Source organism: Arthrobacter sp. TJ-240 (assembly GCF_058269195.1).
Genome location: NZ_JBZCNG010000001.1, coordinates 37,998 through 52,488, shown reverse-complemented (window position 1 = coordinate 52,488; position 14,491 = coordinate 37,998). Strand labels below are relative to the sequence as shown.

Genomic DNA, 14,491 nt, shown 5'->3' with positions numbered 1-14,491 from the left:
CGCCGTCCGATAGTCGCCGGTGAGCACGGATCGCTCACTCCCAGGCCATGGATCGGCCGCTCAACCTTGTTGGAAGAGGTTCTGCCGTCGTGCTCGATTCCGTGTCCTCGCTCGCAATGCGCAGCGCCCTCGACGGGCTCGCCCTGCGCCAGCGCGCCACCGCGAACAACATCGCGAACGTCAACACCCCCGGCTTCCACGCCCAGCGCGTCAGCTTCGAGGACGCCCTGGCCCGCTCGGTGTCGATGGGCGACGGCAGCGCGCAGGCCACCACGGAGACGTCCCTCGAACCGACCCGGCTGAACGGCAGCAACGTCAACCTCGATACCGAGACCCTCTCGAACATCGACACCGTGCTGCGCTTCCAGTTCGCCGCCCGCGCCGTCGAAGGCCCCTTCACCAGCATCCGCACCGCCCTCAGGACGTCCTGATGACCTTCGATGCGATCGGCATCTCCGGCACCGGCCTCACCCTGCACCGCAAGTGGCTCGACGCCGTCGCGGACAACATGGCCAACGCCAACACGGTCACCTCCACCGACGGCGCAGCCTTCCAGCAGCGCTACATCACGGCGCGCGCAGACGAGAACGGACAGGGCGCCTACGTGGCCGGTGCCGAGTTCGGCAACGCCGAGGGCCGCCTGGTGCACGAACCCGACCACCCCCTCGCGGACGAGGACGGCTACGTCCGCTACCCCGACATCGACATGAGCGCCCAGATGGGGCAGCTCATCATGGCGCAGCGGGGCTACCAGGCCAACGCCGCCGTCGTCGACCGTGCGAAGGCCACCTACGAGGCCGCCCTCCAGATTGGACGTTCCTGATGCCCGTTCCCGCGATCGGCGCGGTCCAGCCCGCCGCCACCTCCTACCTGCCGTCCGTCGGCACGGAATCGGCGTCCGATGCCGGCGGGCAGGGCTTCGCCACGTCGCTCACCTCCGCCGTGGACAACGTGCGGTCCCTCCAGTCGACGTCGAACGAGCTCGCCGTGCAGGCCGTCACCGGCGACCTGACCGACATCCACAACGCCACCCTCGCCTCCACGCGCGCCCAGGTGACGCTCGAGCTCGTCGCGGCCGTCCGGAACAAGGGCGTTGACGCCTTCAACGAGATCATGAGGATGCAGGCCTGATGCCCACCCCCTTGTCCGCCACAGCGACGCGCCTCGGTGACGCCGTGAAGAGCTTCACCATCGCCCAGCGCACCATCGCCATCATCGGCGTCGCCGTGCTCGTGCTCGGCGGGATCGCGCTCACGTCCTGGCTGTCCAAGCCCTCCTACACGCCCCTGTTCTCCGGGCTCAGCGGCGAGGACGCCAGCACCATCGTGGATCAGCTGCAGACCGACGGCGTGCCGTACGAGCTGACCCAGGGCGGTGGCACCATCCTCGTCCCCGAGGGCGCCGTGTACGACCAGCGGATCAAGGCGGCCTCGGCCGGCCTCCCGTCGTCGTCCACCGGGGGATACTCGCTGCTCGACGACATGGGGGTCACCTCCTCCGAGTTCCAGCAGTCCACCACCTACAAGCGCGCCCTGGAGGGCGAGCTCGCCGCCACCGTGTCCGCGATCGAGGGCGTCAAGGCCGCCACCGTGCGCCTCGCCATCCCCGAGGACACCGTGTTCGTCGCCGAGCAGGGCAAGCCGACCGCCTCGGTCTTCGTCGAGACGAGCCCGGGCACCACGCTCTCGAGCAACCAGGTGCAGGCCATCACCCACCTGACGTCCGCCTCGATCGATCGCATGGACGCCGCCGACGTCGCCGTGATCGACGCCGAGGGCCACGTGCTCTCCGCCGTCGGCGTCGGCGCCACCGGGGGCGCGGACCAGCAGGCGTCCGACTACGAGCAGCGCATCCAGGCGTCCGTGCAGTCGATGCTGGACCGCGTACTCGGAGCCGGCAACGCCACCGTCGCCGTGGCCGCGGACATGAAGCTCGAGAGCGCCGAGCGGGTCGAGGAGAGCTTCACGACGCCCGACAACGCGCCCGCCCTCAACGAATCCACGACCACCGAGGCCTATGAGGGAGCCGGTGGAGGGAACGCCGGCATCCTCGGACCGGACAACATCGCCGTCCCCGAAGACGGTGCCAACGGTGACGGCACGTTCAACTCGGAGACCAGCACGCGCAACAACGCCGTGAACAAGACCACCGAGTCCACCACGGTGCCGGCCGGCGGCATCAACCGCCAGACCGTCTCCGTCGCGGTGAACCAGGGAGCCACGGCCAACATGGACGCCGCGGCACTGACGGCCCTCGTCTCCAGCGCCGCAGGGATCGACACCGCGCGCGGGGACGTGGTGACGGTCGAGGAGCTGCCCTTCAACGAGGCGGGGGCGGACGCCGCCGCGGATGCGCTCGCCGAAGCCGAAGCGGCGCAGGCGGAGCAGCAGCGCGCGGCCCTCATCCGCACGCTGTCGATCGTCGCGGCCATCCTCCTCGTCGCGATCGTCGCCCTCATCGTCTACGCCCGCCGGTCACGCCGCCAGCGGCGCGAACCGCTCGACCTCGGCGAACTGCAGGGCGTCTACCCGGCCCTCCCCGGTCCCGGCACGCCGGCACTCGACCCGGCCGTCGCGCTGATCACTCCGCTGGAACCCGCCCCGAACACCACCACGATCGACGTCGCGGCGGTGCAGAACGCCCTGCAGGCCGGATCGGCCGAATCCGATCTGGACCGCATGCGCGCCGACATCGACGCCCTCGCCACGCAGGACCCGGCGAAGACGGCCGAATTCCTGCGCAGCATGATGGATGACAGGCAGAGCGTATGAGTGCCGTACGAGCTGTCAGCGGTACGCAGAAGGCCGCGATGGTCCTCATGCAGCTGGACCAGGACCGGGCTGCCGAGATCCTCCGCCAGCTGTCCGAGGCGGAGGCCGAGGAGATCGTCGCGGAGATCGTGCGCCTGCGCCGCGTCGAGCCGGCCGCAGCCGAGGAGGCGCTCGCGGAGTTCCACGAACTGGCCACGAGCGGACGGCGCCGCACCCGCGGCGGCATGGAAGTGGCCGTGGGGCTGCTCGAGTCCTCCTTCGGCGCCGAACGCGCCGCCGGCGTCGTCGGACGCCTGGCCTCGACGGTGGCGGGCAAGTCCTTCGAGTTCCTCGACACCGTGGAGCCCGGCCAGATCCAGACGGTCCTCGAGCACGAGCTGCCGCAGACCATCGCCCTCGTCCTCGCCCACCTGAAACCCGAGCGCGCCTCCACGATCCTCGCCGGGCTCGCCCCCGAGACCCGGACCGACGTCGCGCAGTGCATCGCGACCATGGGGTCCGCGACGCCGGAGGCCGTGTCCGTCGTCGCCGACACCATCAAGATCAGGGCGGGCGCTGTCGCCGCGCCCGACCGGGGAGCATCGCGGATCGGCGGTATCCAGCCCCTCGTGGACATCATCAACCGGGCGGATGTCAGCACCGAGCGTGAACTGCTCGACGGGCTCGAGAGCCGCGACCCGGCGCTCGCCGAAGAGGTGCGCGCCCGCATGCTGACATTCGCGGACATCGTCAACTTCGAGCGCCGCGACGTCCAGCAGGTGCTGCGCGGTATCGACTCCGCCGTCCTCGCGCTCGCCATGAAGGGTGCCGCCGAGGCCGTGATCACCGTAATCCGCGCGAACGTCTCCGAGCGCAACAGGGAGATCCTCGACGACGAGATCCGGGGCATGGGTCCCGTGCGGATGTCGCAGGTGGAGGAGGCCCGTGCCGAGGTGGTGCGTGCCATCCGCGACCTCGAGGCCCAGGGCACCATCACCATCATGCGCGGGGAGGAGGACGAGATTGTCGACTGACGCCCTCACCCCGATCTCCTTCCCGCGCCTGGGCCCCGGCCCCGGCCGGGCCGCCCACGACACCGCCATCGCGCAGGGGCACGCCGCCGGGTACGCCGACGGACTGGTCCTCGCGCGCGCCGAACTCGCCGAACACCGCGCACGGCTCGACGCCGAGCACGCCGCCGCCCGAGCCCGCGCGGACGCACTCCTCGCGCAACAGCTCGGGGTGCTCGAGACCGCCGCACGCGCGCTCGACGCACGGAGCGCACCGGTCCTCGACCAGGCCCGCTCCCGCATCCTCGACGCCGCCTTCTCCATCACGGAGGTCCTGGTCGGGCGTGCACTGGAGGACGCACCGTCGTCGGCGCGCGCCGCCGTCGTGCGGGCCCTCACGGCAGCGGACGGCGAAGAGGTCCGTGCGGTCCGGCTGCATCCGGCCGACCTCGACGTGCTGGGCCCCGACGCGGCCCCCGCAGGCGTCGCCCTCGTCGCCGATCCCGCACTGCACCGGGGCGACGCCGTCGCGGACTGCCCGAACGGCTTCATCGACGCGCGCCTCGGGGCGGCGCTGGCACGCGTCCGCGCCGCACTGGCGGAGGGTGCGGCATGACGCTCACCTTCGACGAGACGATCCGGGCCGCCAGCACCGCAGCTGCACCCCAGCGCGTGGGCCGCGTGGCCTCCGTCGTCGGCCTCGGCGTGGACGTGGTGGGGCTCGACTGCGCCATCGGCGACCTCGTGACCATCGGCGACGACTCGCCCGTGGACGCCGAGGTGGTCGCCGCATCACTGACAGGACTGCGCTGCATGCCCTACGCCCACCTCGTGGGCATCCAGGCCGGCGCGCCCGTCCGCGCGCAGGGACGCCCACTGCTCGTACCGGCCGGCCCCGGGCTGCTCGGCCGCGTGCTCGACGGCGTCGGTCGGCCCATCGACGGGCGTGGTCCCCTCACCGACGTCTCCTGGGTGTCCCTCGAGAACACGCCGCCCGCAGCCCTCGAGCGCACGCGCATCACCGAACCCCTGCAGCTCGGCGTCCGGGTGATGGACACGCTCACCACCGTGGGACGCGGCCAGCGCATGGGCCTCTTCGCGGGCTCGGGCGTCGGCAAGTCCTCGCTGCTGTCGATGATCGCGCGCGGGACGGACGCCGCGGTCTCGGTGATCGCCCTCGTGGGGGAGCGGGGCCGCGAGGTCCGTGAGTTCCTCGAGGACGACCTCGGGCCCGAGGGCCTCGCGCGGTCGATCGTGGTGGTCTCCACCTCCGACGAGCCAGCGCTCCTGCGCCTGCGCGCCGCGTTCGTCGCTACGCGGATCGCCGAGTCGTTCCGCGACGGCGGGGCGGACGTCATGCTCATGATGGACTCGCTGACCCGCGTGGCGATGGCGCAGCGCGAGATCGGCCTCAGTGTCGGCGAGCCCCCCGCAACGCGCGGATACCCGCCGTCCACCTTCGCACTGCTCGCCCGGCTCCTCGAACGGGCAGGCACCGGAGCCACCGGGTCAGTGACCGGCATGTACACCGTGCTGGTCGACGGCGACGACCACAACGAGCCGGTGGCCGACGCCGCACGCTCCATCCTCGACGGTCACGTGGTGCTCGACCGCAAGCTGGCGGTCGCCGGGCACTTCCCGTCGATCGACCCGCTCGCGTCCATCTCCCGGGTGGCCTCCCGCGTCACCAGCCGCGACCAGGCGGGAACCGCCGCCGTCCTCCGCCGTGCCCTGGCCGCGCGGAAGGCCGCACAGGACCTGATCGACGTCGGCGCGTACTCCCGCGGCTCCAATCCGCTCGTGGACGCCGCGGTGGACCACGAGCCCGCCGTGAACGCCTTCCTGCAGCAGCGCATGGACGAGCAGACCCCGTTCGACGACGCCTGGAACCGCCTCGCCCACCTCACAGCAACGATGGGAATCTCCTGATGGCACGACAGTTCCCCCTCGCAGGCCTGCTCCGGCTGAAGCAGCTGCGCGAGGACGAGGCCGCAGGCAGGCTCGCCGAGGCCAACGAGCGGCTGAGGGCGTCGAGGACCCGGACCCACGGCGTCAGCGAGGCCCTCCAGGGCACCGACCTCGACCCGGCGGGTTCGGCGTCCCTGTACGCGGTGGCTGCGGCCCGTGCCTCGGCCCGCAGCATGCTCGCCGACCTGCAGGCCCTCGAGGGTCGGCTGCAGGCCGAGCGGGAGCGCGCCCAGGTCACCTACCGGGGTGCGCGGGCCGACACGAAGGGCCTCGAGAAGCTCGAGGCCCGGCACAGCGAGGGCGAGGCGAGCGCGCTGCTCGGCGCCGAACAGCGGGTCCTCGACGAGATCGCAGCGGCCGGAAGGCTCCAGCGCACAGGGAAGGACCGGGCATGACCATGACCGACGCGGTGGGCCGCATCCAGCAGATCCAGTCCACCCTCACCATGCTCGCCTCGCCGGCGCGGTCCGCCCCCGGCGTCACCTCGCCCGTGGGTCCGAAGACGGCGGGCTCCCCGACGGCGGCCGGCTCCACCGCAGCACCGTCCGCGACGGCCGACCTCTTCGCCGACGCGCTCGCGGGTGCGACCGCTCCCGCCACGCCGGACGCCTCCGCCGCGGTTCCCGGCGCCTCCGCCGCGGTCCCCGGCGTCGTCCCCGCCACGGTTCCCGGCGTCGTCCCCGTCCCCGTGCCGGCCTCGGGCGACGCCGCGCGGCTCATCGAGGCGGCGCGTTCCTACGAGGGCATTCCGTACGTGTGGGGTGGCACGGACCCGGCCACGGGACTGGACTGCTCGGGCTTCGTGCAGCGCGCCTACGCGGACATCGGCATCCAGTTGCCACGCGTCACCTGGGACCAGATGAACGCCGGAACACACGTCCCGTCACTTGTCGAGGCGCAGCCCGGGGACCTGCTGTTCAGCCACGACGGCGGGCACGTGTCCATGTACCTCGGGGGAGGCAAGGCGATTGACGCCCCGCAGCCGGGGCAGACCGTCGCGGTCCGTGACATGTGGGAGACGGACGCGAACATCACCACCATCCGCCGTATCCTGCCCGCGGCCCCCGCGGGGGCGGCGTCCATGGCGCCCGCCGCCATCCCGTCGGCCGCGTCGTCGAGCACTCCGGGAGCCGCCGATGCAGCGTACGCGGCGCAGGCGGCCTTCCTCGCGAGCATGGCCCGATGAGCCCTGTCCAGGGATCTCCCGCCACGGCCGCTCCGCGCGACACCCTGCGTGCCGTCCGTCCGGCCGCCGGGAACCGGGACGGCTCCGAGGCGTCGCCGCTGTCCGCATCCCGTTCGGCATCCCGTTCGGCATCGTCGTTCGGCGAGGCGTACCGCCGGCATGCTGACCGCCCGGACCGGCCCATCGTCCGGGCCGCCGACGATACCCGCGCCAGCGGACCCGCGGGCACGGCTGCAGGCCTCGGGGAGTCGACGGGCGTGATGCGCCGCGAGGCGGCGCCCGGTCCGTCCCCGGCGATCGGGCCGGATCCGCGCCGTGGCGGCCCCCGGCAGTCCTCAGCGACGGAGGGGACGGCGCCGGCATCGGATCCGGCGGCAGACCCGAACCGCGAGGCCTCCGCGGGCCCACAGGCGCCCTCCGACGATGTCCCCTCGCCCCTCGCTGCCGGCATCGCGGTCGCACGGGCCGCCCTCGCGGCGGCGGCGGACGAGGGCACTACCGGCCCTGCTGGTGAGACCGGTCCTGCAGGTGCGACCGGTCCTGCTGATGCCGTCGGTCCTGCTGGTGCGACCGGTCCTGCCGACGCGATGCAGGCGCCCCCGATGACGGGGCCTGCCTCCTCGATGACGATGCCGGCTGCCGCAGTGCGGGCCGTCGCCCCGAGCGCGTCGACGGCCGCTGCAGGTGGACGAACGCCCACCTCGGCCGGGACCGCGACGCCCGTCGCGGAGAGCGGATCGGGCGCGGTCCCTCCGACGCCGGGGCCGCCGGGGCCGATGGGGCCGGCCCCTGCACCCGCCGTTGCGGGAGCCCCGGTCCCGGCGACACAGGGCATCGCGGCGGGCTCGCTCGCCGGAGCCCTGCCCGCAACTCAAGCGACTCCGGTGCCGGCAGCGGGAGACGCCGGCGGAGCTGCGTCCTCCGCGGCCACTCCCGCGGATGCGGTCGCTGCCGGCGCCCGCTCCCTCCCGGCGACGGGCACTCCGCTCGCGGCCGGCACGGCGGGACCGACCGAAGCAGCAGGGACGGAAGCAGGACGGCCCGCGGAGCCCGGCGCGCCGGCCGCCGGCACGCCGCATGCAGGAACCACCGAGCAGGCCGGCGCCCCCCAGCCTCCTGCGGCCGCCCGCGCCGACCTGCCCCTGCAGCAGACACCGTCGGCCGTCGTCGCGCCTGCGGACACCCCTGCGCCCGCACGCCCTGCAGCCGTGCCCCTGCCCCAGCAGCTCGGCGGCCCTGCCTTCGCGCTCGCACAGGCTACGGCCGGCACCCCGGGCGGGACGAGCACCATCACCGTCACCGTCGCGCCGGAGGACCTCGGCCCCATCACCATCCGCGCGAGCCTGTCACCGGACGGAGCGAGGATCGAGTTCTTCTCGGCCACCGACGGCGGACGGGAGGCGCTCAGGCAGGCGCTGCCGGACCTGCGCCGGGAGGCGGCGTCGTCGGGACTGTCCGCGTCGCTCGATCTCGGCACCGGCACCCCCGACGATCCTCGGGACGGGACGCGGGATCACGGACCACGGCACGCCCGATCGGCAGAGGCCCGCCCGGCACCGGCCCCGCCCACCTGGGCAGCCCGCCCGGCCCCGGGCACCTCGACCCTCGACCTCTTCGCCTGAACCCGGAAGGACAGCCATGCCCATAGATCCGGTCGCGTCCGCGACCTTCGCCCCCACCACGACACCTGCTGCCGGAACCCGGAAGCAGGCCATGGACTCCGAGGTCTTCATGTCGCTGCTCGTGAGCCAGCTGCGCAACCAGGACCCGAGTGCCCCGATGGACACCAACCAGATGATCTCCCAGACCACGCAGCTGGCCATGATGGAGAAGATCACCCAGATGACCGGCCTCAGCGAGGAGAACTTCCATCTCCAGATGAGGTCCTCGGCGGCCGCGCTCATCGGCAACGAGGTCTCCTACACCGGCACCGACGGCATCGAGGCCCGTGGCCTTGCGACCGCCGTCTCCTACAGCGGACCCGTCCCCACCGTCACCATCGGCGGCAGGAGCATCGCCCTCGACCTCGTGTCCGGTGTCGGCGTCCTGCCGGTTCCCACCGCTCCCTGATCCCGAACCCTTCCACTCCGCCCTCCCGAAAGGCACCACCATGCTTCGCTCGCTCTACTCCGGCATCTCGGGGCTCCGCTCCCACCAGACCATGCTCGACGTCACCGGCAACAACATCGCCAACGTCAACACCACGGGTTTCAAGGCTTCCGCCACCCAGTTCCAGGACACGCTGTCCCAGCTGACCCAGGGCGCGGGCGCACCCCAGGAAGCCCTCGGCGGCACCAACCCGGCCCAGGTGGGCCTCGGCGTGCAGGTGGCGGGCATCGTCACCAACTTCTCCCAGGGCTCGGCCCAGGCCACCGGACGTGCCACGGACATGATGATCTCCGGAGACGGCTTCTTCATCACGCGCCTCGGCGGCGAGACCCTCTACACCAGGGCAGGCGCGTTCACGCCCGATGCCGAGGGCCGCCTCGTGACACCGGACGGCTCCCTCGTCCAGGGCTGGCCCGCCGTCAACGGCGTCGTCCAGCAGGGCGGCGCGGTCGGCGACCTGCGCATGCCCAAGGGCGCGGTCTCCCCGGCGCAGGCGACGACGACGGCGCGCGTCACGGGCAACCTGCCCTCCGATGCGGCCGTCGGCACGCAGATCCTGCAGGAAAGAGTGGTGTACGGCGCGGACGGCACGGCACGCGACCTCACGCTCACCTTCACCCGCTCGGCCACGGGCTGGGCGGTCGCGGGTCAGGACGCGAACGGCGCGGCGGGCAGCACGGAACTCCTGCTGCCGAACGGCCAGGCCGCTGCAGGCTCCTCGGTGACGGTGGGCGGCGTCGCCGTCGACCTGTCGGCCGTCACCGGCTTCGCCCAGCTCAGGACCGTCTCCATCTCCGAGGGCAACGGCCGCTCGGCCGGCACCCTCGAGTCCTTCACGGTCGGCGCCGACGGCACCCTGGTGGGGGCGTTCAGCAACGGCAGCCGCCAGCCGTTGGGCCGGGTGGCGCTCGCCGGCTTCGTGAACCCCGCGGGCCTGGAGAAGGCGGGCGCCTCGTCCTACCGCGCGACGGCGAACTCGGGCGCCGCGGAGGTCGGTGCGGCCGGTGCCAACGGCCTCGGATCGCTCGATGCGGGCACGCTCGAGATGTCCAATGTGGACCTGTCGCAGGAGTTCACCAACCTGATCGTGGCGCAGCGCGGCTTCCAGGCGAACGCACGCATCATCACGACCTCCGACGAGGTGCTGCAGGAACTCGCGAACCTGAAGCGCTAGGCGGAGGTGCCGGCCGGGAGGGCCGACCGGCCGGCACCGCTCGAGGGATTCCTCCGGCGCCGGCCCGGGTGGGGCTCCCTACCGGCTGGGCAGTGTGAGGATCTCGGCGCCGTCGTCGGTGATGGCGATGGTGTGCTCGGTGTGCGCCGTCCGGCAGCCCGTGGCACTGCGGAGCGTCCATCCGTCGGCGTCCGTGACCAGTGTGGCGGTGTCCACCATGACCCAGGGCTCCAGCGCCAGCAACAGTCCGGGGCGCAGCTCGTAGCCGCGGCCGGGCCGCCCGGTGTTCGGGATGTGCGGGTCCTGGTGCATCGTCGACCCGACGCCGTGACCCCCGAAGTCGGTGTTGACCTGGTACCCCGCCTCGCGGAGGACCGCGCCGATGGCGTGGGAGAGGTCGCCGATACGGGCGCCCGGTCGGGCGGCCGCGATCCCGGCAGCGAGTGCGCGTTCGGTCGCGGCGATCATCGCGGTGCCGGCCGGGTCCGCGGACTCGCCCACGATGAAGCTGATGGCGGAGTCCGCGACGACTCCGCCCAGCGAGACGGCGAGATCGAGGGACAGCAGGTCGCCGTCGGCCAGGGCGTAGTCGAACGGCAGCCCATGGAGCACGGCATCGTTGACGGAGGTGCAGATGTAGTGCCCGAACGGACCGCGTCCGAAGGAGGGCGCATAGTCGACGTAGCAGGACTGCGCGCTGGCCTCGATGATCATGTCCTTCGCCCACCGGTCGATGTCCAGCAGGTTGGTGCCGATGGTGGTGCGGCCCTTGAGCGTGTGCAGGATGTCGGCCACCAGGGTGCCCGTGGCTCTGGCGCGGCCCACTTCGGCGGGGCTCAGGATCTCGATCATGCGATGCCTACTCTCGGACGGACCAATAACTATCCCGGTAATAGTATCCCAGGACTAGACTCGGCCTCATGGTCAGATTGCCCCTCACCCCCGCGGATGTCGAGCGCGGGCAGCGCCTCGGGATCCTCCTGCGTCGTGCCAGGGGCGAGCGCCCGATGCTCGAGACCGCCCTGGCCGCCGGCGTCTCACCGGAGACGCTCCGGAAGATCGAATCGGGTCGTGTCGCCACCCCGGCCTTCCCGACCATCGCGGCGATCGCCGCCGTCGTCGGACTCTCCCTCGATGACGTGTGGGCCGAGATCAACCGGCCCGAGGCCGGGACGGCCGGCTCCGCGTCCGGGACGGGCCAGCGACTGGCGTCATGACCCGGTCTGGCGGTCGATGACCGGGACGCGTTCGCGGAGCGGGCGGGGGTATTCGTCGCGGCGGTGGTGCCGGCGGTGGGTTCCTGACAGGGTGGAGTGGTGACGGTCCACGATGAGACGCAGCAGGCGTGGGAATCCGCGTCCCAGAAGCACGTCCGCGAGTACGACGACCTGCTCGCCGAGGCGAGATCCGCGCGCCTGTTCCCCGTCGAGGAATCGGTACTCGGCGGCATCGTCCCCGGGTCCGACGTGGTGCACCCGATGAGCGGCCATGGTATCGACGACGTCGCCCTGATCCGTCTCGGTGCGCGCAGCGTTATCGGTGTGGACTACAGCCCGACGGCGGCGTCCGCGGCGCAGCGCAGGGCGGACGAACTCGACGTGGCGTGCCGCTACGTGACCGCGACGCTGCCGGCGAGCGGACTCGACGACGGCTCGGCCGACCTCGTCTACACCGGCAAGGGCGCACTGATCTGGGTCGAGGACCTGGGGGCGTGGCTGAGCGAGATGCGCCGTCTCCTGCGGCCGCGCGGACACCTCTTCGTCTACGAGGCGCATCCGCTCGCACCCCTGTGGAGCTGGGACCCGGGCACGGTCGAGGTCCGGGGGGATCGCGGATACTTCGCCCGCACCCACGTGAACGACTCGTTCCCGGCGGGCGGTGCCGTCGAGTTCCAGCGGACCCTGGCGGAGACGATCATGGGGATCACCGGTGCGGGCTTCGAACTCCTGCACCTCGAGGAGCACCCGGAGCCTTTCTGGCGGCCCGGCGGTGTGGCTGCGGCGGCCTGGAACGGCCAGGTCCCGAATGCGTTCAGCCTGCTCGCGCGGCGCAGGGGGTAGGACCCGTCTGAGCGGGGCGGAGCGCGCGGGCCTTACGAAGCCGCAGCGGGTGCCGACAGTGGGTGGAAGAGGCCCCGCCGGGGCGTCCCGACCCCAGGATGTCCGATGATCGTGGTGACCCGGCTCAACGAGAGCCAGTTCGCGGTGAACCCTGACCTCATCGAGCGCATCCACGAGAATCCGGACACCACGCTCGTGATGGTCGACGGCGCCAAGTACATCGTCACCGAATCCCTCGGCGAAGTGATCGACCTGATCGCCGCCTATCGGGCGAGGATCGTCTCGCTCGCCCGGTTCATGGCCGGCCCTGCCGACGAGGACCCGACGGGTCCGCGTCCGCTGGGGCTCGTCCGTGATGCAGGGAACGATCCCGGGTCCTCCGAAGAGACCGATGGTGGCGCCCCCGTCCCGCTCCGACCAAGGAACACGTAATGGATCCCGCAACAATCGTCGGCATTCTCATCGCCTTCGGTGCGCTGTACGCCATGATCACCCTGGAGCACGCGAGCGTCGAGGCGCTCCTGCTCCCGGCGCCCATGATCCTCGTGTTCGGTGCCACGATCGCCATCGGCATCGCCGGAGGCACGCTGAAGGACTTCCTGGTCGCGGTGAAGGCCGTCCCGCCGGCGATGAAGGGCAAGACGGTCCCGCCGCAGGACACCATCGACAGCGTGGTGGTCCTCGCCGAGAAGGCGCGCAGCGAGGGGCTGCTGGCGCTCGAGGAGGAGGCCAACACCGTCTCCGACCCGTTCCTTCGCGGTGCTTTGCAGAACATCGCCGACGGCACCGACGGCGAGGAACTGCGCGAGATCCTCGAGGACGAGATCGATTCCGCGTCGCAGACGCACCGCACGGCCGCCAAGTTCTTCGCGAGTCTCGGCGGCTATGCCCCGACCGTCGGCATCATCGGGACCGTGGTGTCGCTGACGCACGTGCTCGAGAACCTCTCCAGTCCCGACAAGCTGGGGCCGATGATCGCCGCGGCCTTCGTCGCCACGCTGTGGGGCCTTTTGTCCGCCAACTTCCTGTGGCTGCCCATCGGCACGCGTATCAAGCGCCTGGGCGAGATGGAGACCGCCCGCATGACCCTCCTCATGGAGGGAGTCCTCGCGGTCCAGGCCGGCAGCCAGCCCCGCCTGCTCGGTGAGCGGCTGAAGGCCATGGTCCCGCAGCACGCCCAGGGCAAGAGCAAGGCAGGCAAGGACGGCGGGAAGGACGCGAAGGGCGCGAAGGGTTCGGGCGAGGCGATCACCGCGCAGGGCAAGGCAGCCGCGTGAGCCGACGCCCACACCGGAAGCGGCATGGCGAGGAGCACGGCGAGGAGCACCCGGACGAGCGCTGGATGGCGTCCTACATGGACATGGTCACCGTGCTGATGTGCATGTTCATCGTCCTGTACGCCATGTCCTCGGTGGACCAGCAGAAGTTCGAGCAGCTGCGCAGCTCCCTGGCCACGGGCTTCGGTGCCGTGGAGACGGCGACCGTGGACACCGCCGAGGGCACCATCGTCCCCGCCGAGCACGCCAACGACGAGGGCGAGTCCTTCACCGGGGGAGCTGCGCTCGCGGACGCGGAGACACAGAAACAGGAGCCGGGAGCGGCCGACGTCGCCGCACCCACGCCGTCGCCCTCGCCGTCGGCGGGCGGCGACGCGGCCGAGCCCACGACGGACCGCGAGCGTGCCGCTGCGGAGGTCGAGAACCTGCGTGCGTTGCAGGAGCGGATCGACGCGGAGCTGCGCGGGCGCGACCTCGCCGACGCCGTCCGCTACGTCGTCGACGAGCGCGGCCTCACCATCCGCCTCGTCGGATCGGAGACGTTCTTCCTCCCCGACAGCGCACAGCTCACCGATCAGACGCTCCGCGTGCTCGAGGGCGTGGGGCCCATCCTGGCATCCATTCCCAACGAGGTGGGCGTCGAAGGGCACACCGCGCGCCTGCCCGACTCCGTACCGCGCCCGCTGGACTGGGAGCTGTCCACCGAGCGGGCCGTCAACGTGGTGCGGAACCTCATCGACACGGGCGGCGTCCCGGCACCCCGGCTCTCGGCCATCGGGTACGGCGAGTCGCGTCCCCTCGCTCCCGGGACCACGGAGGCGGAGCTCGAACTGAACCGGCGCGTGGACATCGTGGTGCACTCCGACCAGCCCGAGAACGTGCGCGCACTGATCCCGAAGATCGCCGCCGGCTGACCGCGCCCGCGGATCACTAACACCCCGCGCCCGCCGTCCGATA

At 72.1% G+C, this 14,491-nt stretch carries 18 protein-coding genes; 17 read left to right on the top strand and 1 reads right to left on the bottom strand.

The annotated features are described in order from the left end of the window. Positions 1-89 precede the first annotated feature (89 nt). The 12 genes from AC4D2C_RS00260 to AC4D2C_RS00205 are packed head-to-tail and all read left to right on the top strand — an operon-like array spanning position 90 to position 10,197. The gene (locus tag AC4D2C_RS00260; RefSeq protein ID WP_490904438.1) at positions 90-431 is read left to right on the top strand and encodes a flagellar basal body rod protein FlgB; all 342 of its coding nucleotides are present in this window, start codon (positions 90-92) and stop codon (positions 429-431) included. After that, entirely contained in the window at positions 431-823 is a 393-nt protein-coding gene (locus AC4D2C_RS00255; protein ID WP_490911672.1) for a flagellar basal body rod protein FlgC, read from the top strand. The genes AC4D2C_RS00260 and AC4D2C_RS00255 overlap by 1 nt, the downstream gene beginning before the upstream one ends. After that, positions 823-1,131 carry a flagellar hook-basal body complex protein FliE gene (gene fliE, locus AC4D2C_RS00250; RefSeq protein ID WP_490911671.1) on the top strand — a complete coding sequence of 103 codons (309 nt, stop codon included), beginning with the start codon at positions 823-825 and terminating at the stop codon, positions 1,129-1,131. Before AC4D2C_RS00255 ends, fliE begins: the two co-directional genes overlap by 1 nt. Continuing rightward, on the top strand, positions 1,131-2,771 hold the full coding sequence (gene fliF, locus AC4D2C_RS00245; protein ID WP_490911670.1) for a flagellar basal-body MS-ring/collar protein FliF: 1,641 nt from the start codon (positions 1,131-1,133) through the stop codon (positions 2,769-2,771). Before fliE ends, fliF begins: the two co-directional genes overlap by 1 nt. Continuing rightward, complete coding sequence (fliG, locus tag AC4D2C_RS00240) at positions 2,768-3,784, top strand: flagellar motor switch protein FliG (RefSeq protein ID WP_490904434.1); 1,017 nt, start codon at positions 2,768-2,770, stop codon at positions 3,782-3,784. Before fliF ends, fliG begins: the two co-directional genes overlap by 4 nt. Continuing rightward, positions 3,774-4,376, top strand: a complete 603-nt coding sequence (locus AC4D2C_RS00235) for a FliH/SctL family protein (RefSeq protein WP_490911669.1) — start codon at positions 3,774-3,776, stop codon at positions 4,374-4,376. The genes fliG and AC4D2C_RS00235 overlap by 11 nt, the downstream gene beginning before the upstream one ends. Continuing rightward, the gene (locus AC4D2C_RS00230) at positions 4,373-5,689 is read left to right on the top strand and encodes a FliI/YscN family ATPase (protein ID WP_490911668.1); all 1,317 of its coding nucleotides are present in this window, start codon (positions 4,373-4,375) and stop codon (positions 5,687-5,689) included. The genes AC4D2C_RS00235 and AC4D2C_RS00230 overlap by 4 nt, the downstream gene beginning before the upstream one ends. Further along, the gene (locus AC4D2C_RS00225; protein WP_490911667.1) at positions 5,689-6,123 is read left to right on the top strand and encodes a flagellar export protein FliJ; all 435 of its coding nucleotides are present in this window, start codon (positions 5,689-5,691) and stop codon (positions 6,121-6,123) included. The genes AC4D2C_RS00230 and AC4D2C_RS00225 overlap by 1 nt, the downstream gene beginning before the upstream one ends. Then, a complete protein-coding gene (locus AC4D2C_RS00220) occupies positions 6,120-6,914 on the top strand; it encodes a C40 family peptidase (protein ID WP_490911666.1) in 795 nt (264 codons plus the stop codon). The genes AC4D2C_RS00225 and AC4D2C_RS00220 overlap by 4 nt, the downstream gene beginning before the upstream one ends. Beyond that, positions 6,911-8,536: a flagellar hook-length control protein FliK gene (locus tag AC4D2C_RS00215; protein ID WP_490911665.1), complete on the top strand. Its 1,626-nt coding sequence runs from the start codon at positions 6,911-6,913 to the stop codon at positions 8,534-8,536. The genes AC4D2C_RS00220 and AC4D2C_RS00215 overlap by 4 nt, the downstream gene beginning before the upstream one ends. A 16-nt stretch (positions 8,537-8,552) precedes the next feature. After that, the gene (locus tag AC4D2C_RS00210; protein ID WP_490911664.1) at positions 8,553-8,984 is read left to right on the top strand and encodes a flagellar hook assembly protein FlgD; all 432 of its coding nucleotides are present in this window, start codon (positions 8,553-8,555) and stop codon (positions 8,982-8,984) included. A gap of 40 nt (positions 8,985-9,024) precedes the next feature. After that, a complete protein-coding gene (locus AC4D2C_RS00205; RefSeq protein WP_490911663.1) occupies positions 9,025-10,197 on the top strand; it encodes a flagellar hook protein FlgE in 1,173 nt (390 codons plus the stop codon). Positions 10,198-10,275: 78 nt separating this feature from the next. Here the strand turns inward: AC4D2C_RS00205 and map are convergent, their stop codons facing one another. Beyond that, the gene (gene map / locus AC4D2C_RS00200; protein ID WP_490911662.1) at positions 10,276-11,049 is read right to left on the bottom strand and encodes a type I methionyl aminopeptidase; all 774 of its coding nucleotides are present in this window, start codon (positions 11,047-11,049) and stop codon (positions 10,276-10,278) included. 68 nt (positions 11,050-11,117) lie between these two features. On the opposite strand from map, the gene AC4D2C_RS00195 reads away from it, so the two are divergent. From AC4D2C_RS00195 to AC4D2C_RS00175, 5 genes are all read left to right on the top strand, one after another. Then, on the top strand, positions 11,118-11,414 hold the full coding sequence (locus tag AC4D2C_RS00195) for a helix-turn-helix transcriptional regulator (RefSeq protein ID WP_490911661.1): 297 nt from the start codon (positions 11,118-11,120) through the stop codon (positions 11,412-11,414). A 99-nt stretch (positions 11,415-11,513) separates the two neighbouring features. Further along, positions 11,514-12,257, top strand: coding sequence for a class I SAM-dependent methyltransferase (locus AC4D2C_RS00190; RefSeq protein WP_490911660.1), 744 nt, complete (start codon positions 11,514-11,516; stop codon positions 12,255-12,257). Positions 12,258-12,362: 105 nt separating this feature from the next. After that, positions 12,363-12,689 (top strand): flagellar FlbD family protein, encoded by a 327-nt coding sequence (locus tag AC4D2C_RS00185; RefSeq protein ID WP_490911659.1) that lies wholly within the window; start codon positions 12,363-12,365, stop codon positions 12,687-12,689. After that, positions 12,689-13,534 carry a motility protein A gene (locus tag AC4D2C_RS00180; RefSeq protein WP_490911658.1) on the top strand — a complete coding sequence of 282 codons (846 nt, stop codon included), beginning with the start codon at positions 12,689-12,691 and terminating at the stop codon, positions 13,532-13,534. Before AC4D2C_RS00185 ends, AC4D2C_RS00180 begins: the two co-directional genes overlap by 1 nt. After that, positions 13,531-14,448, top strand: coding sequence for an OmpA/MotB family protein (locus AC4D2C_RS00175; protein WP_490911657.1), 918 nt, complete (start codon positions 13,531-13,533; stop codon positions 14,446-14,448). Before AC4D2C_RS00180 ends, AC4D2C_RS00175 begins: the two co-directional genes overlap by 4 nt. Positions 14,449-14,491 lie beyond the last annotated feature (43 nt).